General features: G+C 34.6%; 19 protein-coding genes. 13 read left to right on the plus strand and 6 right to left on the minus strand.

Features of this window, described 5'->3' with window-relative positions; genetic code table 11:
• Window positions 1-22 precede the first annotated feature (22 nt).
• On the minus strand, window positions 23-631 hold the full coding sequence (locus tag BN988_RS13710) for a YdhK family protein (RefSeq protein WP_036577327.1): 609 nt from the start codon (window positions 629-631) through the stop codon (window positions 23-25).
• 745 nt (window positions 632-1,376) lie between these two features.
• On the opposite strand from BN988_RS13710, the gene BN988_RS13715 reads away from it, so the two are divergent.
• The 3 genes from BN988_RS13715 to BN988_RS13725 all read left to right on the plus strand — a co-directional run bounded on the left by BN988_RS13715 (window position 1,377) and on the right by BN988_RS13725 (window position 5,762).
• Window positions 1,377-2,765 carry a sensor histidine kinase gene (locus BN988_RS13715; protein WP_036577328.1) on the plus strand — a complete coding sequence of 463 codons (1,389 nt, stop codon included), beginning with the start codon at window positions 1,377-1,379 and terminating at the stop codon, window positions 2,763-2,765.
• Window positions 2,758-3,438 carry a response regulator transcription factor gene (locus tag BN988_RS13720; protein WP_036577329.1) on the plus strand — a complete coding sequence of 227 codons (681 nt, stop codon included), beginning with the start codon at window positions 2,758-2,760 and terminating at the stop codon, window positions 3,436-3,438. The genes BN988_RS13715 and BN988_RS13720 overlap by 8 nt, the downstream gene beginning before the upstream one ends.
• 251 nt (window positions 3,439-3,689) lie before the next feature.
• Complete coding sequence (locus tag BN988_RS13725) at window positions 3,690-5,762, plus strand: heavy metal translocating P-type ATPase (RefSeq protein ID WP_036577330.1); 2,073 nt, start codon at window positions 3,690-3,692, stop codon at window positions 5,760-5,762.
• Window positions 5,763-5,940: 178 nt separating this feature from the next.
• Here the strand turns inward: BN988_RS13725 and BN988_RS13730 are convergent, their stop codons facing one another.
• Together BN988_RS13730 and BN988_RS13735 are read right to left on the minus strand one after the other, a co-directional pair.
• The gene (locus tag BN988_RS13730; protein WP_036577331.1) at window positions 5,941-6,288 is read right to left on the minus strand and encodes a hypothetical protein; all 348 of its coding nucleotides are present in this window, start codon (window positions 6,286-6,288) and stop codon (window positions 5,941-5,943) included.
• A gap of 168 nt (window positions 6,289-6,456) precedes the next feature.
• The gene (locus tag BN988_RS13735) at window positions 6,457-6,984 is read right to left on the minus strand and encodes a CueP family metal-binding protein (protein ID WP_036577332.1); all 528 of its coding nucleotides are present in this window, start codon (window positions 6,982-6,984) and stop codon (window positions 6,457-6,459) included.
• 743 nt (window positions 6,985-7,727) lie between these two features.
• Between BN988_RS13735 and BN988_RS13740 the strand changes: the two genes are divergently transcribed.
• The 3 genes from BN988_RS13740 to BN988_RS13750 all read left to right on the plus strand — a co-directional run bounded on the left by BN988_RS13740 (window position 7,728) and on the right by BN988_RS13750 (window position 10,591).
• A complete protein-coding gene (locus BN988_RS13740; RefSeq protein WP_036577333.1) occupies window positions 7,728-8,282 on the plus strand; it encodes a TetR/AcrR family transcriptional regulator in 555 nt (184 codons plus the stop codon).
• A gap of 110 nt (window positions 8,283-8,392) precedes the next feature.
• A complete protein-coding gene (locus tag BN988_RS13745; protein ID WP_036577334.1) occupies window positions 8,393-9,514 on the plus strand; it encodes an MFS transporter in 1,122 nt (373 codons plus the stop codon).
• Between the two features lie 87 nt (window positions 9,515-9,601).
• Window positions 9,602-10,591 (plus strand): zinc-dependent alcohol dehydrogenase family protein, encoded by a 990-nt coding sequence (locus tag BN988_RS13750; protein ID WP_036577335.1) that lies wholly within the window; start codon window positions 9,602-9,604, stop codon window positions 10,589-10,591.
• Between the two features lie 110 nt (window positions 10,592-10,701).
• Here the strand turns inward: BN988_RS13750 and BN988_RS18710 are convergent, their stop codons facing one another.
• Window positions 10,702-11,193 (minus strand): DUF4279 domain-containing protein, encoded by a 492-nt coding sequence (locus tag BN988_RS18710; protein ID WP_081779456.1) that lies wholly within the window; start codon window positions 11,191-11,193, stop codon window positions 10,702-10,704.
• 188 nt (window positions 11,194-11,381) lie between these two features.
• Here BN988_RS18710 and BN988_RS13760 point away from each other — a divergent pair, with 188 nt between their 5' ends.
• Complete coding sequence (locus tag BN988_RS13760; RefSeq protein ID WP_036577337.1) at window positions 11,382-12,377, plus strand: tRNA dihydrouridine synthase; 996 nt, start codon at window positions 11,382-11,384, stop codon at window positions 12,375-12,377.
• 196 nt (window positions 12,378-12,573) lie between these two features.
• On the opposite strand, the gene BN988_RS13765 is transcribed toward BN988_RS13760, so the two are convergent.
• Complete coding sequence (locus BN988_RS13765) at window positions 12,574-13,536, minus strand: helix-turn-helix transcriptional regulator (protein WP_036577338.1); 963 nt, start codon at window positions 13,534-13,536, stop codon at window positions 12,574-12,576.
• A gap of 110 nt (window positions 13,537-13,646) precedes the next feature.
• Between BN988_RS13765 and BN988_RS13770 the strand changes: the two genes are divergently transcribed.
• The 3 genes from BN988_RS13770 (at window position 13,647) to BN988_RS13780 (ending at window position 15,485) form a co-directional block, all read left to right on the plus strand.
• Window positions 13,647-14,129, plus strand: a complete 483-nt coding sequence (locus tag BN988_RS13770; protein WP_036577339.1) for a GyrI-like domain-containing protein — start codon at window positions 13,647-13,649, stop codon at window positions 14,127-14,129.
• Window positions 14,130-14,493: 364 nt separating this feature from the next.
• The gene (locus BN988_RS13775) at window positions 14,494-14,946 is read left to right on the plus strand and encodes a MarR family winged helix-turn-helix transcriptional regulator (RefSeq protein WP_036577340.1); all 453 of its coding nucleotides are present in this window, start codon (window positions 14,494-14,496) and stop codon (window positions 14,944-14,946) included.
• A 20-nt stretch (window positions 14,947-14,966) separates the two neighbouring features.
• On the plus strand, window positions 14,967-15,485 hold the full coding sequence (locus BN988_RS13780) for a GNAT family N-acetyltransferase (RefSeq protein ID WP_036577341.1): 519 nt from the start codon (window positions 14,967-14,969) through the stop codon (window positions 15,483-15,485).
• A 205-nt stretch (window positions 15,486-15,690) separates the two neighbouring features.
• On the opposite strand, the gene BN988_RS13785 is transcribed toward BN988_RS13780, so the two are convergent.
• Window positions 15,691-16,689 (minus strand): ion channel, encoded by a 999-nt coding sequence (locus BN988_RS13785; protein WP_036577342.1) that lies wholly within the window; start codon window positions 16,687-16,689, stop codon window positions 15,691-15,693.
• Window positions 16,690-17,002: 313 nt separating this feature from the next.
• Here BN988_RS13785 and BN988_RS13790 point away from each other — a divergent pair, with 313 nt between their 5' ends.
• From BN988_RS13790 to BN988_RS19100, 3 genes are all read left to right on the plus strand, one after another.
• A complete protein-coding gene (locus BN988_RS13790; protein ID WP_051557998.1) occupies window positions 17,003-17,728 on the plus strand; it encodes a DUF2087 domain-containing protein in 726 nt (241 codons plus the stop codon).
• A gap of 233 nt (window positions 17,729-17,961) precedes the next feature.
• Window positions 17,962-18,495, plus strand: coding sequence for a DinB family protein (locus BN988_RS13795; protein WP_036577343.1), 534 nt, complete (start codon window positions 17,962-17,964; stop codon window positions 18,493-18,495).
• Window positions 18,462-19,427, plus strand: coding sequence for a hypothetical protein (locus BN988_RS19100; RefSeq protein ID WP_187120251.1), 966 nt, complete (start codon window positions 18,462-18,464; stop codon window positions 19,425-19,427). The genes BN988_RS13795 and BN988_RS19100 overlap by 34 nt, the downstream gene beginning before the upstream one ends.
• The last annotated feature ends 262 nt before the right edge of the window (window positions 19,428-19,689 follow it).

Below are 19,689 nucleotides of genomic sequence, written 5' to 3' on the forward strand. Positions count from 1 at the left end.
CCTTTATTAAGGAGAAATTCTTTTATTCAAAGGGAGTTAATTCATTCTCGGTTACCCATTTATGATTTTCCACTTTTTCTCCGGTTTCCGTATCTGTATAGCTTATCATGTAGACAGTAGTACTTTTTGCAGAATCAATGGTAGCAGTAGCTCCTTCCATGCCTTCCATATGATCTGCCTCAAGAACAACTTCTTCTCCTTGCTCATTTGGTTGTTCTTTTGCATTCTCGATTTCTTCATGGATAACCCACTTATGGTCTTCTACCTTTTCTTCTCCAGAAGTTGGCGTATAGGTAACAATATAAACAGTCGTGTCATAAGCACCATGAATAGTTGCTATAGCTCCATCCATGCCACCCATATGATTGGCCTGAATTACTGCTTTGCTACCTACTGGGTATGTTGGATCTTCAGCATTTGCTAATCCTTCTGGGACTTTACCTGAGCTTGAGTGATCCATATCTCCGTGTGGATTAGATTCAGTTTCCATATCTTTATCATTTGTGCTGAATTCCGCTTCTGTGTCTGTACTTTCATCTCTACTTGTTTCCTTATTATCACCAGTACATGCAGCTAAAATAAAAATAGAGACTAAAGAAATGAATCCTATCATTAACTTTTTAATTGTCATATAAAGACTCCTTTCACAATGCTGTGCTTAAAACTTTACCTATAAAATGTGCAAAAAATATGCAGACTTAATTACATCTTCATAAAAATCCATTTTTCATAGAACAAAGGTAGTAACTAATGCAAAGTATAACTTTATAGTTGAAAAAACTTTTTATATAGAAGTTGGAAATATTGCACTTTCTTCATGGATATAAATCAATCTGTCCAATGTTAATTATGATAATTTCTTGGATGGGATTATTAGTTAGTGGGTATTTATCTCATCTTAAGCTATGTTAATGGAGGTCGAAAAAAGAATCATTAGGAATTTTAAAATAAAGAATAGCAAGGCGAAATAGATTAAATAGAGTATGAACGACTGAAATCCAATTTTAACTAAAAAAATAATTTGCATAAAAAATGGATACTTTTATTGTATTCTATTATAAACTTCACTTATTTAGGCATTTTTATGAGGGTAAGATTTCCCATGGCATTTTGTCCAACGATGTTTGTACAGGTATCCATGACATAATGCAGTCGTTATGATCACATCATATATTGTTATATTACATTCTGTTTTTTGAAATTGGGACATCCCCTCCATTTTGTTGATAATATTTTGGACTTGGTATTTTGGTGTAAGAGGAATAATCTTATAGAAAAGCAAAAAAATAAGTGATATTACTCAAAAAATCAAAGGCGGGTTTACTCCTTCTTTGTATTGTGGATACAATAACTTATTGGTTGTAGTGAGGTCAATTATGTTTAATAAAATATCTTTAAAAATAGGTTTCTTGTTTTTCATGTTTATTTTAATCATTGAGTCTATTCTATTTTTTATATTGTACACTAATTTAGTTGATGACCGGATTGAAGAAATAATGGATAGCTTATTAGCACGTGGTAATACTCATAGTGCTGTCTTAGAAGATGACTTCAGCAGTCCAACATTAGAGCATGTAGGGCTCATGGAGTCTGCTTCCGATTTCGCTGTTATCATCACTGACCCAACAGGAAGCATCATTATAAACTCTGATCCAGTCAATCAAGAAATGAGAGAGATAATTGAGCATAATGATTATGAAGATATTCCAACAGAGGGCAAAATCGTTGAAGAAAAATGGAAAGAGAAAGAATATATAGTAGCAGATAGCCCAATTACTATTAAGGGTAAGCATCAGGGGCACGTCTTTATGTTTGCACATACAAATGGTGTGAAAAAAGTTGTCGATCATTTAAGTGATCAATTTCTGATTGTTGGCATAATAACTGTATTTCTGACTATTGTTACGATTTTTATTCTTTCTAGATTCATCACTCTTCCATTGATTAAAATAAAAGAAGCGACGGAACAATTAAATAATGGTAATAAAAAAGTTGAGCTAAATTTAGGAAGAAAAGACGAACTTGGAGAGTTATCAAATTCTATCAGAACATTGTCTCAAGACTTGGACCGTTTAAGAAATGATAGAAATGAATTTTTAGCAAGTGTATCTCACGAACTTAGGACGCCGTTGACCTATATTAAAGGTTATGCGGATATAATTAGTCGCTCTGATATTAATGAGGAAAACAGAAGAGAGTATATAGGTATTATTCGTGAAGAAACAGAACAACTGAATAGTCTTATAAAGAATTTGTTTGAATTAGCCAAGATTGACAAAAACAATTTTGTTATTTACCCTGAAAAGGTTTTTTTAGAAGAGTTAATTGATACACTTGCGAATCGTATTAAACCCGCCTTGGCAGAAAAAAATATAACATTTTCAGTATACTGCCCGAAGAATGTAGTAGCATACGTCGATTCGGAAAGATTTCAGCAGGTTTTGCTAAATATATTAGATAATGCCGCAAATCACTCATTTGAAGGCGGGAACGTTAAATTAGAGGTAAATGAGACAAATCAAGACATCCATATTATTATTACGGATAATGGGGAAGGGATTGCACAAGAAGACCTACCAAAAATATTCGATCGTTTATACAGGGTTGAAAAATCGAGGTCACGAAAAAGTGGTGGTTCAGGTTTAGGATTAGCAATCGTTAAGGAAATTATAGAATCACATGAGGGAAAATTGGAAGTACGAAGTGAATTAGGGAAGGGTACAAGTGTAATAATTTCGTTAAGGAGAGTCAACAAAGATGAATAAAGTACTATTAGTAGATGATGAGAAACGCATGTTGGACTTATTAGATTTGTATTTGCAACCTTATAATTATGAGTGTATAAAAGCTCTTGGCGCGGATGAAGCCCTAATTTTTTTAGAAGAAGAATTATTTGATATTGTATTGCTTGATATAATGATGCCCAAAATGGATGGATGGGATCTATGTAAAAAAATCAGGCAAATTTCTGATGTTCCAATTATTATGGTAACTGCCCGTGAACAAAAAGAGGATATTGTTAGGGGTTTGAAATTAGGCGCAGATGATTATATAACCAAACCATTTAATGAAGATGAATTATTAGCCAGAATGGAAGCATTATTACGTAGAAGAAATCCAAATAATTCAATTGAAGTGAATGGGTTAATTTGGAATGAAACGCAGTATGAATTTTCCTATCAAAATAAACCAATTAGGTTAACCCCAAAGGAATTTGCCATGATTGGGTATTTGGTGAAAAATCCAAATCAAGTCTTTGAAAGGGAACAATTAATTGACTTAATTTGGGGATTTGAATCGGAAACAGGAGGAAGAACGATTGACTCCCATGTACGAAATATAAGAGAAAAAATCCGGCAGGCAGGATTTCCTATCGATGAACATTTTATAACCGTTTGGGGTTTAGGTTATAAATGGATTAACGCTCCCATCAATTGATTTCTAAATTGGATAAAGAGGTGTTCTTTCTTTTAAGGCCCCCTGCTCTTTTTGCTATTAATTTGCAACGCCTTCTTGATAATGAATTAATAACGTTTTTTAAAGTTACTCTAGGGATAATAAAACTATCAAAATAGGATGGTTCTTAATTAAGAGATTAAAATTACCATACTGGGGTATAGTATTATATAGTGTATTATTGAAAAATAGAGTACAAAATAAATACATATTAAAAAGGGAGAGATATATAAATGGGTGAAAATAAAACCGAAAATCAAAAGTACAATCTTAGTGAGCACAATCACCACCATGAACATGGCGGGCATGAAAGTCATGGGAATCACAATAATCATCATGGTAGTCACAGAGGTAATGGACATCATGATCATGGAGACATGGTTAATGATTTTAAAAAACGCTTTTTTATTTCATTAATTATTACTATTCCAATTCTCGCACTTTCACCGATGATTCAGGATTTTATTGGCGTAGATTGGCGTTTTACCGGTGATATGTACATTTTATTTGGTTTATCCTCTATTCTATTTTTCTATGGTGGCTTGCCGTTTATAACTGGGGCTGTAAGTGAGTTAAAGGAAAAGAATCCTGGAATGATGACGTTAATTGCGTTAGCTATAACCATTGCATATGGCTATAGTACTCTTGTTGTATTTGGTTGGGAAGGTCATCAGTTATTTTGGGAATTAGCAACACTGGTTGACATTATGTTATTAGGTCATTGGATTGAAATGCGTTCAGTAATGGGGGCCTCCAATGCACTTGAACAGCTTGTAAAACTAATGCCGAATGAGGCGCACAGATTTGACGATAATGATCAAATTCAAGATATCCCGTTATCGGATTTGAAAAACAATGATCGAGTGCTTGTAAAACCTGGTGAGAAGATTCCTGTTGATGGAAGAATCGTAAATGGGGAATCAGCAGTTGACGAATCCATGCTAACAGGGGAATCTATTCCCGTTGAAAAGAATAAAGGCGATGAAGTAATCGGCGGATCAATTAATAAAGAAGGTTCACTAACGATTCAAGTTGAAAATACTGATGAAGATTCATATTTATCACAGGTTATCACAATGGTTAAAGAAGCTCAAGAATCAAAATCCAAAACACAAGATCTAACAAATCGTGCTGCAAAATGGTTGTTTTACCTTGCTTTAATAGCTGGATTTGCTACTCTATTTATTTGGTTATTACTTGGTTATTCATTTGATATAGCAATAGAACGCATGGTAACAGTGATGGTAATAACATGTCCACATGCACTTGGGCTAGCAGCTCCACTTGTTATTGCAGTTTCTACTGCAATTTCTGCAAAAAAAGGGCTATTAATCCGAGATCGTGCAAATTTTGAAGAGGCACGAAAACTAAATGCTGTTGTATTTGATAAAACCGGAACCTTAACTAAAGGGGAATTTGGTGTGACAGACATCATACCTATTGATGGGTATAGTGAAGAGGAAATCTTGAAATTTGCAGCTGGTATAGAGCAAAACTCCGAGCATCCAATAGCAACTGGTATAGTAAAAGCAACAGAAGAGAAAGGGATTCATATAGGAAAGATTACAGACTTTGAATCCATCACAGGTAAAGGCATTCAAGGAAAAGTAGATGGAAAAAAAGTAAATGTTGTTAGTCCAGGTTTTGTGAACAGTAATAATTTGACATACAACGAAAAATTATTTAATAAAATGTCAGAAGAAGGGAAAACGGTTGTATTTGTCCTTCTTGCGGATGAGCTAATTGGCATGATTGCACTTGCAGACATGGTTCGGGATACAGCAAAGGAAGCAATTGCAATACTAAAAGAGAATGGAATCCATTCAATTATGCTTACAGGTGACAATAGAAAAGTGGCAAATTGGGTTGCCGAGCAATTGAGTATAGATGAAGTTTATGCTGAAGTGTTACCAGATGATAAGGCCAATCAGGTGAAAAGGATTCAAGAAAAGGGGTGGAAGGTTGCAATGACAGGGGATGGAGTCAATGATGCTCCTGCACTTGCAACAGCAGACTTAGGTATTGCAATCGGAGCGGGAACGGATGTAGCGATGGAGACTGCAGACGTTGTTCTTGTTAGAAGCAATCCAAATGATGTAGTCGACTTGATGGAGTTATCAAGGAAGACATATCGTAAAATGGTTCAAAATTTATGGTGGGCAACTGGTTATAATATATTTGCAATTCCACTTGCTGCCGGTGTTCTAGCCCCAGTTGGAATTGTTTTAAGTCCCGCAGTAGGTGCTGTACTGATGAGTTTAAGTACAATTATTGTTGCCATTAATGCAAGGTTGTTGAAAGCATAAAATCAACACTTAAAGTAAGTATAAACCAATAAACCCTAGGATTTGTTCTATTGTAATAGTTCTAGGGTTTTTAATCGTGAGACAAGTAGTGTTTATATCTGTTTGTAGAATAGTTAAGTTATATGTATTAACACAAAAGAACTTAATAATAAGAGTTAAGAATATTATTCTGTTTTAACTAAGCTCTATAGTTTTTACTTTTGAGTAAAATAACTGATTCGTCAATAGATATATAAATATGAAATACTTCGCCCTTTTTTAGATATAATGTTTTCATTAATTCTTCTGGAATTCGAATGGATCCCTTGTTAGAAATTATCATTATGTTTTCTAATGTTTGGCCTATTAGTTTCTGAATTAACAGCTCTTTTGAATTACTAGTTAAACCAACTATAACCTCATCCCCTGCCGTTAATGAAAGTGTATCTCTGATAATAATTGGAATTGTTATAGATTGGGTTCTATTTAAGATACAAAATAAACCTGTATCAGTTAGCTTATCAGGAAAAGTACCTATTTCATACATATTCTAACACCCCATCGTTTTAAAAAATAATAACTAGAAAATGTTAAGAAATTATGAAGAAATTGAAAATGTGTAAAGAGAAAGAATATTATAAATAAACCTTGATTAAACCCGATTCTAATAGCCCGTTTTCCTATGTTACAAAAAGAAAACAATTAGAAAATAACACTATGTTAACTGCATTGTTGTTATACAGGTATTCTCCCCTTCAAACGTCGAAATCTCAGATTCTGCTAGTTTTCCATCATATTGAATCTTTACATTATATGTTTTGTTACTAGGCAACCAAAAATCAATAAAACCATTTTTAAACGATGTCATGGTTTCATCAACAAGCACATTACCATCCTCATCTTCAATGTATACATCGAATACTGTTTCTGATAATTCTCCTTGGCAGCCAGTTAAGTTATGATTAGTACAAGGATGTGTTGTCTCAACAAATGGTGCAATGGAAACAAAAAATATATCATCAGGAAGTTCATATGTAGTCTCTTTATTATTACTATCCGTTACGATAAGGTCGTTTGAAGTAATGGAAGCTTTCACACCCTCAGAATTTCCTCCACTGTAATCTTGGACAATTTTCTTGATATCTTGTGTTTCTTCTTCGCCTGATGTACTCTTGGTTACGTTACATGCTACAACAATTAAAATTAGTAATAAACCAGTCACTCCCAATAAACTTTTTTTCATATATCGTCTACTCCTTTTCTAGTGAATCAGTTAAATTAAGTATATTTTGAAGTATGAGTTAAGGTAATACTCATTATGCAAGTTTTTTACATTGCTTAAGAAACAAATTATTATATCTAAATATATGACTATGTTTTCTTATTCATTTTATTTGCCAATAAAGAATGTTATTAATAGGAAACGGAAAAGAAAAGCCTAATACATGCCAAAATTGATATTTGTTGCAGCGAGTGACCTGTAGTTCGTCCCAAGGAGAATGCCAGGTATAAAAGTAACCTCCTGTCGATATTGAGTGTAAAAGTACTTAGAATTGGAAAGGTTAAACCTATTCCTCCCAAAAGTAAAACCTCTTGACATGTCGCTCTCTATTTTTAGGGAAGTTTGTGCATAAACTGTCAAGATTTATTGAAAATTTCATGAAATATTAAACGCTCTTTCATAAATTACTGAATTATACTGCAATGAAAATCTAAGAAAGTGGAATAAAGTAGTGTATTTTAATTTCTTAATGAGGCGGCTATTATTTAATTAACAAATGCTTTGATGAAAAATAGCTCATTAGCAATTCTTTTATTTTCTGCCTTAAAGGACTCTATTGCATTTTCATAGTGGCGATATGTTTCAACTGAACCATTTCATCTATCCAGCGCACTGGAACTTTTTATTCTCTATAGTTCTTGCTAAAAGAGAAGTCGCATGTTAAATTTATAATGATCGTTCAATATAAAAGGGAGTGGTTATACTTGAAAAAGTCACAAAAAAGAGAAGCTATATTGAATGAGGCAGAGAAATTATTTTATCAACATGGTTTTCATGCTATTGGGGTGAAAGCTATATTGGCACAAGCTGAAGTGGCACCAATGACGATGTACTATCATTTCACTTCAAAGGAAGAAGTGATTAAAGAAATATTGGTACGTAGAGAAAATCAATACTTTGAATTATTGGCGGATAAAACCAATAAAAGTGATTGTATTCACTCTTACATAGAGTCCCTGCTTCACGCTCATTTGGATTGGATAGAAGCAGAAGGCACTAATGGTTGTTTGTTCTTACGGGCAAAGCAGGAGTATGAAGGTGTAAATGAGGAAATTACTTCGATAACTAGAGAACATAAAAAAACACTGCTAAACAGGATAGAAAATGATTTAAAGGCATTTCGTGTTCCTGGATCACTAGGTATCCAGTTATCTATTATATTAGAGGGGTTAACATCAATAGCCCAAATTCAGGATTTAGAGGAAGTGAAAGAAGCCGCAATGAATTTAAGGAATAGTATAAGGGTTTCTGATAAATAAACTTTAATATTTAGTGGGAGACAAATGTTGTAAATCGTATTATTACTTTGTTCCCTATTTTTTTGGGTTGTTATTATAATGATCGTTATATATAAAAAGGAGTGAACAATATGAATGAAAAGAAACTAATAGTAGTGGGGTTACCAATGATTGCCGTGACATATGGCTTGTCTCGATTTAGTTATGGTCTAATGCTTCCATACATTAACGATACACTTAAAATGGATCAATATACCAGTGGTGTCATTTCGTCTTTATCATACATCGCTTACTGTATCGCAATCGTATTAGCAATGGGATTTTCTAATAAGGTTACCTCCAAGTTTATAGTGGTCACAGCTGGGTTAACATCGATTATTGGTTTGGCGATTATCTCTAGCTCGCCTAATGCAGGCGTACTAGGCCTAGGTATATTTTTGGCAGGATTAAGTACGGGTTTTTCATCGCCACCATACGCTAATATTATTGATCAAAATGTAGAACCAAAATTACAGAATCAGACTAATTCTTGGATTAACTCTGGTACGAGTATAGGTACTGCTTTTACAGGGCTAATTGCTATCATAATGGCAGATAGTTGGAGAGAAACGTATTTTATATTTATGATCATTGCTATATTTGTATTGATCTCTAATTACAAAGTGCTTCCAAAAAACCAACCTCTAGCAGGAAAAGAAGCAGGTCGTTTTGTAAAAGAAGAGTGGAAAAGCGCCACACCTTTAATCCTAGCTTCTTTATTATTAGGAATTTCCTGTTCGGCCTATTGGACGTTTTCAAGAGATTTTATGTTAAATAACGACAGTGTACCTGGATACCTTGGAGAGTGGCTGTGGGTAATTATAGGACTTGCAGGTTTAGTAGGAGGAGCTGCTGGGGCGTTTATAAATAAGTTTGGGTTAATGCCTGCATATAAGATTTCTGTAATAGCACTCTCAACCTCGTCTCTACTACTCGGGGCATTTGCAGATCATATTGTAACAGGATTTTTATCTCCCTCCCTTTTTGGTAGCTCGTATATATTTATGACAGGTGTTTTAATCGTGTGGGGAATTTCCTTGTTTAAGTCCAATCCATCATTTGGCCTAGGAGTACCCTTCTTAATACTAGCACTGGGTCAGGCAATAGGGGCCGTTTTCTCCGGAATGATCGCAGGTATAATGGGGTATCAAACTCTTTTTATAGGGGCTTCTATCATAGGTTATATATCGTTAGTATTTAAACAAAAAAATTAATTTCGTAGTCTGTATAATAAAGGAAGCGCAGTTTAATTCAAGATGACATAATTAAACTAATTTAGTTTTTTAAGGAGATATATAGTTTTGGATGAAAAAATTATTAGATTCTATGAATTCGGTAGTCCTAAAGATGTATTGAATGTTGAATATAAAAGCATTAAACCACCTAAAAAAGATGAAGTCCTTGTTCGAATGTTAGCACGTCCTATCAATCCTTCTGACTTAATCCCGATTAGAGGAGCATATTCTCATCGAATTATACTACCAACTATTCCTGGTTATGAAGGAGTTGGAGTTGTAGAAGATGTGGGTTCTCTTGTTTCTCCTAATCTTATTGGTAAACGTGTTTTGCCTATACGTGGGGAAGGAACTTGGCAAGAATTCGTTAGGACTAAAGCAGAATTTGCAGTTCCTATACCAGATTCTATTGATGATTTCACGGCAGCACAGATGTATATCAATCCAATTACAGCATGGGTGACTTGCACGGAAGTTTTAAAATTACAGCCAAATGATATTTTATTGGTTAATGCATGTGGTTCTGCTATTGGTTGCATTTTTGCTCAATTATCGAAGATTTTAGGATTTAAATTAATTGCAATAACTAGAAATGGCAACTATACAGAGGATTTACTTAATCTAGGTGCGTCTTATGTTATAGACACCTCTATTGTTCCACTCTATAAAACAGTTATGGAATTAACAAGTGGAATTGGTGCAGATGCTGCTATTGATTCTATTGGAGGTTCATCTGGTAACGAATTAGCTTTTTGTATCCGCCCCAACGGCAATTTTTTAACCATCGGCCTTTTATCCGGGATACAAGTAAACTGGGCAGATATTGTAAATAAAGCCAAAGTTAATGCTAATATGTTTCATTTGCGGAATTGGAATAAAGATGCCTCCCTAAACAAATGGCAGGAGACCTTTAGTCATTTGATAAAGTTAATAGGTGAGGGAAAATTACAACTTAGTAGCATAGATTCTAAGTATGACTTATTGAGTATAAAAACAGCTATTAATGTGGTTGAAACTAAAAAGACTAAAGGGAAAGTGTTTTTAACAAGCTACTGAGTTAATTCTTATTCAATTAACAGAGTGGATTTGTAACAAAGTTAATAAACTCCTTCGTAAAATGAATATGTATTAGTAGAAGTATTTCACTCTGTTTAAAACTTCTTTAACTAATCATCAATATTTTCTTCTACAAATCCATACACATATTCATCGATTTCAGTCGCTGTGTTTATACTAATCAAAAACTTCATTACATTGAATGGGAAGGAATAGCCAGGAGACATCCCATCATATACATAGGTCACCGCACGAAAAGAAGTTCTGAGTCCTAGTTCTTGTTTCAACTCATTAATAACGTCCACTTTATCTTTAAATGTATCTACTACTTTATTTAAAGCCATATCGAAATCTAATGTTTCAATTTTTCCTGTACTATATTTCCATTGTGTATGACCATATTGTCTTTTTGAATTAGCCCATTCTCCGACTTTCTGAGTATTGGTTGGAGAGATTCCTAACTTATTTGTTACAGTTTGTAAGGAAAAGTCCCAATCTGGTTCATAATCAATAGAATCTAAATAAATGTCTTTTGTAAAATCCAGATAAACTTCAACTAATGTATTTTTACTCAGATATATTCCTCCTTTTCTTGTAAGTATTTATAATAATCATACTATATATCTAGCTTAATTAATATTCCGTAGAAGAAATAAACATTTCAACCAGATTGATAAAAGGTACCGAAACATGGTATAAATATAGAAGGAGCAGGGACATTTTCTGCTTTTTTTATTTTGTGAGATTAAAGTTTGACTTGTTATTCCGTAATGAGAGGATTTGAATATATATGAAAGAGAATTTCTGGCGTGATTTACCACGGCCGTTTTTTATATTAGCACCAATGGAAGATGTGACAGATGTAGTTTTTCGTCATGTAATAAGTGAAGCTGGAAGACCTGATGTATTTTTTACTGAGTTCACTAATTCTGAAAGCTATTGTCATCCAGAAGGAAAGCAAAGTGTTCGTGGGCGTTTGACCTTTACAGAGGATGAACAACCGATTGTTGCGCACATTTGGGGAGATAAGCCTGAATACTTCCGCCAAATGAGTATAGGGATGGCAGAACTAGGATTTAAAGGCCTAGATATCAATATGGGCTGCCCTGTAGCAAATGTGGCTGGGAACGGAAAGGGAAGTGGCCTTATTCGTCGTCCGGAATTGGCAGCAGAGCTGATCCAGGCTGCCAAAGCGGGTGGATTACCTGTAAGTGTAAAAACACGACTAGGTTACACACAGGTAGATGAATGGCATGATTGGTTGAGACATCTCCTAGAACAAGACATAGTGAACCTATCCATTCACCTGCGTACAAGAAAAGAAATGAGTAAGGTAGATGCTCATTGGGAGTTAATCCCAGAAATCAAGAAACTTCGTGATGAGGTAGCACCAGATACACTACTGACAATTAATGGGGATATCCCAGATCGTCAAACTGGTATGGAACTTGTTGAGAAATACGGTGTTGACGGGGTCATGATTGGACGCGGTGTCTTCACAAATCCATTTGCCTTTGAAAAAGAGCCGAAAGAGCATAGTAGTGAAGAGTACCTTGATCTCTTAAGAATGCAGCTGGATCTTCATGATAAATATGCCAAAATAGAACCAAGGCCGATGAAGCCTTTGCGCCGCTTCTTTAAGATTTATGTGCGAGGATTCAGAGGGGCTAGTGAGTTGAGAAATCAACTGATGAGCACAGAAACAACAGAGGAAGTACGCGCATTGCTTGATAGCTTCGGGGAGCAAAATGCTGAAGAGTCTGTGGAACAGGGAAGCGTTAATTAATTTGACAACCATAAGAAAAATATATATAAAGCAGTTAATTGGCTGGTGTGTAGTGGTAATAAACCGCTCACTTCAGCCAATTTTTCTATTTTTGTGCTTTTACTGATTTTTTACGTTTTAGTCTGGTTTTTTCAACACTAGTAAACTGACGAATAAGCGTGTACATTTCCTCATGTAAGGGGATCTTTAGTAACAATTATGGGCAATATAAATGTACTCTTTCTTGTAATTTTTTTGAAATTATTTCTGGCAATTCCCTAATCTTAATATCGTCACCTAAGAAAAGTATCCAATTTGTTATTCCGTCCACCTCGTCAGTTCTATAGACGTCTACAAAAGTTTTTAGAATGGCTGCAGATTGGTAAGGATCAACGTAGGAAATGGTTATTTTAAAGGGATGGTACTTTTTAAACTGGTTAATCGCTTTTGGACCAAGTTCAAGAATGATATTGACTTCTTCATCCTGCTCACTTAGCTTTTCTACTATCTCTTGCTCACTTAATGCTTTTTTTGACGAGTAGTTTTTGACATCTGTTAGATGGTTAATTGAGATAATTCGTTTCTTTTCTTCTTTTAAGTCAAATCCTTCAAGAAACCAATTGCCATTTTCTTGATAAAGGTGAAGAAGGAATATTGGGTACGACTTCGTTACGTTATCTTCTTGGATCGTGATCAGGAAATATCTATCCAAAAGCAAGGTTAGGAAAAGTTTTTCTAATATAGGGTCTGGAATATCTGAAAGTTCAAGTATGTCGGGGTTGTGAGGATTGGTCCCTTCAAAAAGCAAGATTTTATTTAAAAAGATAAGGTCATCTTGCTGGTTTTCTGAGATAAGGCTTAGTAATTTTTCAGCTATAGACTGGCGGCTTTTCAGATAGGGAAGTTGTTGATTTCTTGTAGCTAAAAAGGCAATAAAAAGTGCTTTGACTTCATTGTCGGTAAAACGTACCTCAGGCAGTAGAGAATTGTGCATGACAGCGTAGCCCCCATCCCTTCCAACTTCCGAAACCAGAGGCATCCCCATAGATTCAATTTCTCTAATATCTCTAATTGCTGTTGAACGGGAAATACTAAATTCATGCATAATTTCAGAAACTGTAAAGTGAGCCCGATTGTTAATATACCGCATGATCAAATTAATTCGTTCAATTTTTTTCATAGAGGTCTCCTTAACAGTATCACTTTTTGACACAGTTTATTGTTATTATATACACATCAAGTGATGTTAACAAATCGTTTGATAAATTTATTAGAAGGCAGGTTTTGAATATGGCAGATTATATCCTTGAAGAAAAAGATGGCTTTACAGTAATAGGGTTGGGAACAGAGTTAAAAAGCCATTACACCGACTTTTCTGGATTAAGTAAAGAAAAGGCAGACTTTTGGCAGGAAGTTAGCCAAGATGGAAAACTTGAAACATTAAAAAGCATGGCGAAAAATGATTACATTTTTGCAGTGAACGAAGCGGTTAATAACAAGATGATGCATTATGCCGGCGTTTTGGCAGAAGCATCAGCGGCACCTGAAGAAGCGAGAGTGATCCAATTTCCTAAGGGAGAATATTTAGTTGTGAAAGGAGAAGGTGAAACAGCTGAAGAACTAAACAATAAAGTTTCTGCTATTGCCTTCGGCGAAGTTTTACCAGAAGCAAAAGACATTGCCTATGTTGGTGGGCCAAATACAACAGTAGAGATGGGCCGGAAAAACGGCTTGGTTTTTGGAGAAATGTGGATCCCAGTAGTTAGAAAATAAGAGATTAATGACATACCTATTTAAAGAAAAGTTAATACTTCTGATAAAGCAGTGCGATTATAATTTTGTTAAATCTGCACTGCTTTTTTATTTGGAATCATTTAAGCCCAACAAATTTCAATTGAGTTTATGTAGGGTTTATAAACTTACAGCTTATCTGAAGTTCTTGCAATTCGTTTACTAGCTCCTTTCTATTTTTTATTGAGATTTATTTTTTCCTCCACCCAAACTAACGACTTTATTTAATCTTCAATAAACCCATTTCCAGTTATATTTATGTTGCAAATGCATCATAAATAGGTTAAATTTAATTTGTGTATACTTTGTTGTATTTGCAATAAAATTGTTTTGAAGGAGCATTCTTATGAAAGAGATTCTACGCGAAATTGGCATGATAGCAAGGGCATTAGATTCTATAAGTAATATAGAATTTAAAGAATACGACCTTACCAAAGGGCAGTATTTGTATATTGTCCGCATTTGTGAAAATCCAGGAATCATTCAAGAGAAGTTAGCGGAACTGATAAAAGTGGATCGAACTACAGCAGCGCGGGCTATAAAAAAACTTGAAATTAATGGTTTTATTGAAAAGAAAATTGATTACCATAATAAAAAAAACAAGAAACTTTTCCCTACGAATAAAGGACAAAGCGTTTACCCTTATATAAAAAGAGAGAATGATTATTCGAATAACGTAGCATTAGGTGGATTTTCGGAGGATGAGGAGGAAACCATGTTCCATCTTCTTCAAAGAATGAGAAAAAATATAGAAAAAGACTGGGAATCTGTTAAAAAAGGAAACAAGAGAAATTATTAATAAAGGAGTGACATATTTAAATGACTGTGAAATTAACTAAATGCAACCTTGAAGATTTAAAAATGCTCCAAGAAATAAGTATTGAAACATTTAAAAACACATTCGAAGCCCAAAATTCACCTGAAAATATGAAAGCTTATCAGGAAAAAGCTTTTAATTCTCAACAGTTGGAAATGGAATTGGCCAATATCTATTCAGAATTCTTCTTTGTTTATTACAATAATGAAGTTGTCGGTTACCTAAAAATCAATACAAACGATGCTCAGTCTGAAGAGATGGGTGATAATTCACTTGAAATTGAAAGAATTTATATAAAGAACGAATATCAAAAACATGGCCTGGGTAAATATCTGATAAATAAATCCATAGAAATTGCAATAGAGCATAGTAAAAAGGAAATTTGGTTAGGGGTATGGGAAAAGAACGAAAATGCTATTGCTTTCTATAAGAAAATGGGGTTTGTTCAAACTGGATCGCACTCTTTTTATATGGGTGATGAAGAGCAAACAGACATCATAATGGTCAAAGCTTTTATTTAATTTCTATGTTAATAAGTATTCTAAAGTTATCCTACTTTGGTTTATACATGATATATAAGATTATCGTTTAAAATATTAAGGAGTAAAACATTATACTAATATTTGAAGTGAACGTCCTTTTAAGAAGTCCAGATAATAAAACTGAAGAATATGAAACCATCTATTTTTTTCAGTAAAACAAATAGATGGTTTTGCACTTAAATGATCATGTACTTTCCTTCGGCCAACTCCTGTCATCTGCTTGAACCATACCTCGTAACTTTTTTCTCTTGTTCTTAAGTTGAGCTAAGCAACTTTCAAACTCCTCATCAGTGACTGTAGGTAAATTTGCGGAACGAAGCATAGTTATATCTGGTGCTGGTGGAACATTGTCTGCTGGATTGATAAACGCTGCATGAAGCGTACCTAAATAGCTTTGAACACTTGAGCGTGCTTCTTTAATCCAAACTTTATTGAGTTGATACTGTTTAGGGACCCCGAAAGTATATAAGGTTAAAGCTTCGTCGAATATGGCCACAGCCACGGAAGAAGCTTGTTCGTCCTTTTCACTGTGAAAGTAGTGAAGGATTGGATATGCTTTATGTTGCTGGGTTAGAGTAGTTAGCTGTGATGCATGTTCCTTTAAGAATAAATCGATACTATGAAAGTCCGTTCCATCCCATCCTTGCTTAACGAGAGTCTCTGCATTTTCAGCTTGACCTGTTACACTATCTGCAAAGGAGCGTTTCTGTGTTACGGCTCCAACAACAGACAGGACATAAGATACGCCAAAGGTAACAAATAGCATCCCACTCCCAGTTGCAATCGATGTAGCAATTTGCCAGAAACCTTCTTTAGGAATGAAATCTCCTATTCCCAATGTAAACAGTGTAAACCCAGTAAAGTAAATTCTATCTGACCAGGATATAGGCCCCCTATTCTGTGTATCTATGAGAGATGCTTCTTCCGCTGCAAAAAACAATGTCCATCCCGTCCATATTAATAAAACCCACATAAGTAACGTCATTGTTAGGATGAGCGGGCCAGATAGGCTCAAAAGCTTTGACTTCTCTCCACTTATTTTGTGCAGGCCCTTCCAGCAAATCGTGGTTAGCGTTTTAGAAAGCGGGCCTGCTGCGCCATCCACCCATAATGCTGTCCAAAAGATGTCAATGAAGGTCACGATCAGAATAATAGCTCCTATAATAAGAAAAGTTGTATTCAACGAATTTATCCCTCCCTTTGAAAACAAACTGCGATTAGCATGACTGGCTGTACAATTTCGAGTGCAACCAATTATATACAGAAAGGCCTCTTTATAAAAATCAATCAGTGAATTTTTTACCCCTCTTGATTAAAAATAAACGTTATATACTCTATCCTATTGTTTGTAATTGAATTCATATATTAAATCAGTTTTTCTTTCCATTGAAAATAAGTAAACAATAGTATAAAATGTTTACTATAATTGAGATATTTATAGGTGGTGTTTGCAAATTAATGCGGAAGAACGCTTTTGGAATGCAACGGTAGAGGAAATGACTAATGGGTATGTTTACGACGACTTGAATGATGCGTATGTTTGCCTTCTTTGCAACGAAGGTTTTGAAGATGGAATCATTTATCCACTTGATGGCACTTTGTATGAAGCCAAAAAAGCCGTTAAACGACACATAGAGGATGTCCATACTTCAGTATTTGATTATTTAATACACTTAGATAAAAAGTACACAGGATTAACCGAACAACAAAGAGAAATTCTTGATTATTTTATGAAAGGATTTAGTGATAAAGAAATCGTAGAAGCGCAAGGTGGGGGAAGTCCTTCAACCATTCGTAATCACAGATTTAAACTGAAAGAAAAGGAAAAGCAAGCAAAGGTATTTCTTACACTAATGAATTTACTGCATAAGAGCTCGGACAAAAAGAATGATGATAAGTTTATACATTTTCACAAGGGGGCAAAAATGGTGGATGATCGTTATGCAATCACAGAGGAAGAGAAGGAAAAAGTGTTATCAACCTATTTTAAACAAGGCTTAGATGGCCAATTAGATACATTCCCTAGTAAGGAAAAACGAAAGGTCATTGTCCTACAAAACATTATGACTCGATTTAAGGTAGATAAAGTTTACACAGAAAAAGAAATAAATGAAATACTAAAATCCATATACAGTGACTATGTAACAATAAGGAGATACCTTATCGAGTATGGGTTTATGAATCGAAGTAGAGATTGTACGGAGTATTGGGTGAAGGGATAAATTCCATTCTATAGGAATGCAATAGCAAAAGAAGGGTGATCTGATCCAGGGGATTGGCCTTCTTTTGTTATTGCAAAGGATATTCCTGCATAGCTGTAGAAAAGAATAATAGAAGTGCTAAGCTTGTGTTGGAATATCTATCATTTAATCAGCATAATTTCACATCAAGCAATAGCGAAAATGATCGTCTTTGCCTTGTTTATTTATAGGGAAAGGTTGAAGGAGGGCTATATATGAATTTTAATCTCAAAGAAGCAATTGAGGTTTTAGAAAGAACGCCAAAGACATTAGAAAGCTTATTGGTTGGCTTATCAGACGAATGGTTGCAATGCAACGAAGGGGAAGGAACATGGAATTCAACCCAGGTGGTTGAGCATTTAATTGAGTGTGAGAAAAGCAATTGGATCCCAAGAATAAAAACTATTCTGGAGGAGAGGGGAAATACGGGAAATAGAGTATTCCCACCATTTGATCGAGATGCACATCTAACCAATCCTTCGCAGAGCTCTATAAGTGAAAAGCTGGAGGAGTTTAAACGTCTGCGAGGACAAAATATTGCGTTTGTTAGGGCAGAGATTACCGGTGATTCCCAGTTTGAGTTAACAGGAGAACATCCCTCATTTGGAAAAGTGAAACTGAGAGAATTACTCTCCACATGGGTGGTTCATGATTTAACACATGTATCTCAAATAGTGAGAGTGATGTCAGAAAGGTATAGAGAGGATGTCGGGCCTTGGGTAGAATATTTAAGTGTGCTCAAAGGCTGAAGGTTATTCATCTTTTTAAAGAAGATGCTAACATAAAAAATACGAAGCATACCATTTTTGTAGGGGTCCTGTTTATATTTTTACTGACAGGGTGCTTTGGGGAAGATTATGATGTTGGTGTGCCAATTGCTCATTTGCAAACTGGTTCAAAAATTAATCTACAATTAACAGAAGCAAATGTTAGCTGGCGTTCATCGAGTGGAGAAGTAGATGAAACAATCGATAATATCGAAGAATTTGGATCAGCACAAGATGAAATTAGGGTTTCTCCAAATCAAAAAGCCTCCTTGGAATTTAAAGAGAACGAAGAAAATGGTGGAGATATTTGGACGGATCCAACGATAAAAGCCTCCTTATGGAAAAATGGAAAGCAAACGAACATTAATTTAAAAGATAATAGAGAATTTCATTTCCCAACAAGTGAAGGGAATTATGTATTAGAGATTAACTTTATTGATTCGGCTAATAAGGCTCAATACATAGCAAATATTGTTATTGATAAAACAAGCCAGCAGAATGAAGTAACTGGAGGAAAGCTTCCGAACTTTACATTTATGGCAATGCCTACTGTTAAAAAAATCAATTCAGATGGTCTGGTATTTGATAATAGTTATGACGAAGTATGTTGGAATAATTGTAGTGACGATAGCACATATAAATACTCGGAGATCCATTCTGGCGATGTGGAACTAGGCGATAAGTTATTAATTGAATGGAGCGAAATGGAACCCCATCCTACTGAAGTAAATTTACATCAAATTGATACCAAGGATTATAAAGTAATAGAAAAGGTTGAAATAGACACGAACACTGCTTCTATAGAGATTGGAGTGGGGGAAGAGAATAGCAATGCACAGTATGCTATAGAATTTTTGTGGAAAGAAGGAAACGAGATTATCGGAAAAAGTATGTTGAACTTTAGATTGGAATGATTACTGCCTATAACTACTGAATATTTATGTTTGGGATAAAAGCTTAGAGTCTCGGATTGTGACAAGGTTATTTACAAAGAAGATAATTTAGAATAACTCACTAAATTTATGCTGGATTCAAATAGGATCCGGTTTTTTATTTCCGTCTATAACATTTTCAACTGCATCTAAAGGTGAAAATACTAAATAGATTATTTTGAATATATGGTAAAATATACTTGGTAAAAATACAATTGTTAAAAGGACAAGAAGGAGTGATTGC

The sequence above is a fragment of the Oceanobacillus picturae genome (genome assembly GCF_000612865.1).
GTDB classification, from domain to species: Bacteria; Bacillota; Bacilli; order Bacillales; family Amphibacillaceae; genus Oceanobacillus_B; species Oceanobacillus_B jordanicus.

What these genes read in the sequence shown, in the direction of transcription:
- BN988_RS13745 (WP_036577334.1), top strand. Translation starts at nt 8,393, where the DNA reads ATGAATGAAAAGAAACTAATAGTAGTGGGGTTACCAATGATTGCCGTG.
- BN988_RS13795 (WP_036577343.1), top strand. Translation starts at nt 17,962, where the DNA reads ATGAATTTTAATCTCAAAGAAGCAATTGAGGTTTTAGAAAGAACGCCA.
- BN988_RS13715 (WP_036577328.1), top strand. Translation starts at nt 1,377, where the DNA reads ATGTTTAATAAAATATCTTTAAAAATAGGTTTCTTGTTTTTCATGTTT.
- BN988_RS13710 (WP_036577327.1), bottom strand. Translation starts at nt 631, where the DNA reads ATGACAATTAAAAAGTTAATGATAGGATTCATTTCTTTAGTCTCTATT.
- BN988_RS13765 (WP_036577338.1), bottom strand. Translation starts at nt 13,536, where the DNA reads ATGAAAAAAATTGAACGAATTAATTTGATCATGCGGTATATTAACAAT.
- BN988_RS13775 (WP_036577340.1), top strand. Translation starts at nt 14,494, where the DNA reads ATGAAAGAGATTCTACGCGAAATTGGCATGATAGCAAGGGCATTAGAT.
- BN988_RS13725 (WP_036577330.1), top strand. Translation starts at nt 3,690, where the DNA reads ATGGGTGAAAATAAAACCGAAAATCAAAAGTACAATCTTAGTGAGCAC.
- BN988_RS13720 (WP_036577329.1), top strand. Translation starts at nt 2,758, where the DNA reads ATGAATAAAGTACTATTAGTAGATGATGAGAAACGCATGTTGGACTTA.
- BN988_RS13770 (WP_036577339.1), top strand. Translation starts at nt 13,647, where the DNA reads ATGGCAGATTATATCCTTGAAGAAAAAGATGGCTTTACAGTAATAGGG.
- BN988_RS13730 (WP_036577331.1), bottom strand. Translation starts at nt 6,288, where the DNA reads ATGTATGAAATAGGTACTTTTCCTGATAAGCTAACTGATACAGGTTTA.
- BN988_RS13790 (WP_051557998.1), top strand. Translation starts at nt 17,003, where the DNA reads ATGACTAATGGGTATGTTTACGACGACTTGAATGATGCGTATGTTTGC.
- BN988_RS13735 (WP_036577332.1), bottom strand. Translation starts at nt 6,984, where the DNA reads ATGAAAAAAAGTTTATTGGGAGTGACTGGTTTATTACTAATTTTAATT.
- BN988_RS13780 (WP_036577341.1), top strand. Translation starts at nt 14,967, where the DNA reads ATGACTGTGAAATTAACTAAATGCAACCTTGAAGATTTAAAAATGCTC.
- BN988_RS13760 (WP_036577337.1), top strand. Translation starts at nt 11,382, where the DNA reads ATGAAAGAGAATTTCTGGCGTGATTTACCACGGCCGTTTTTTATATTA.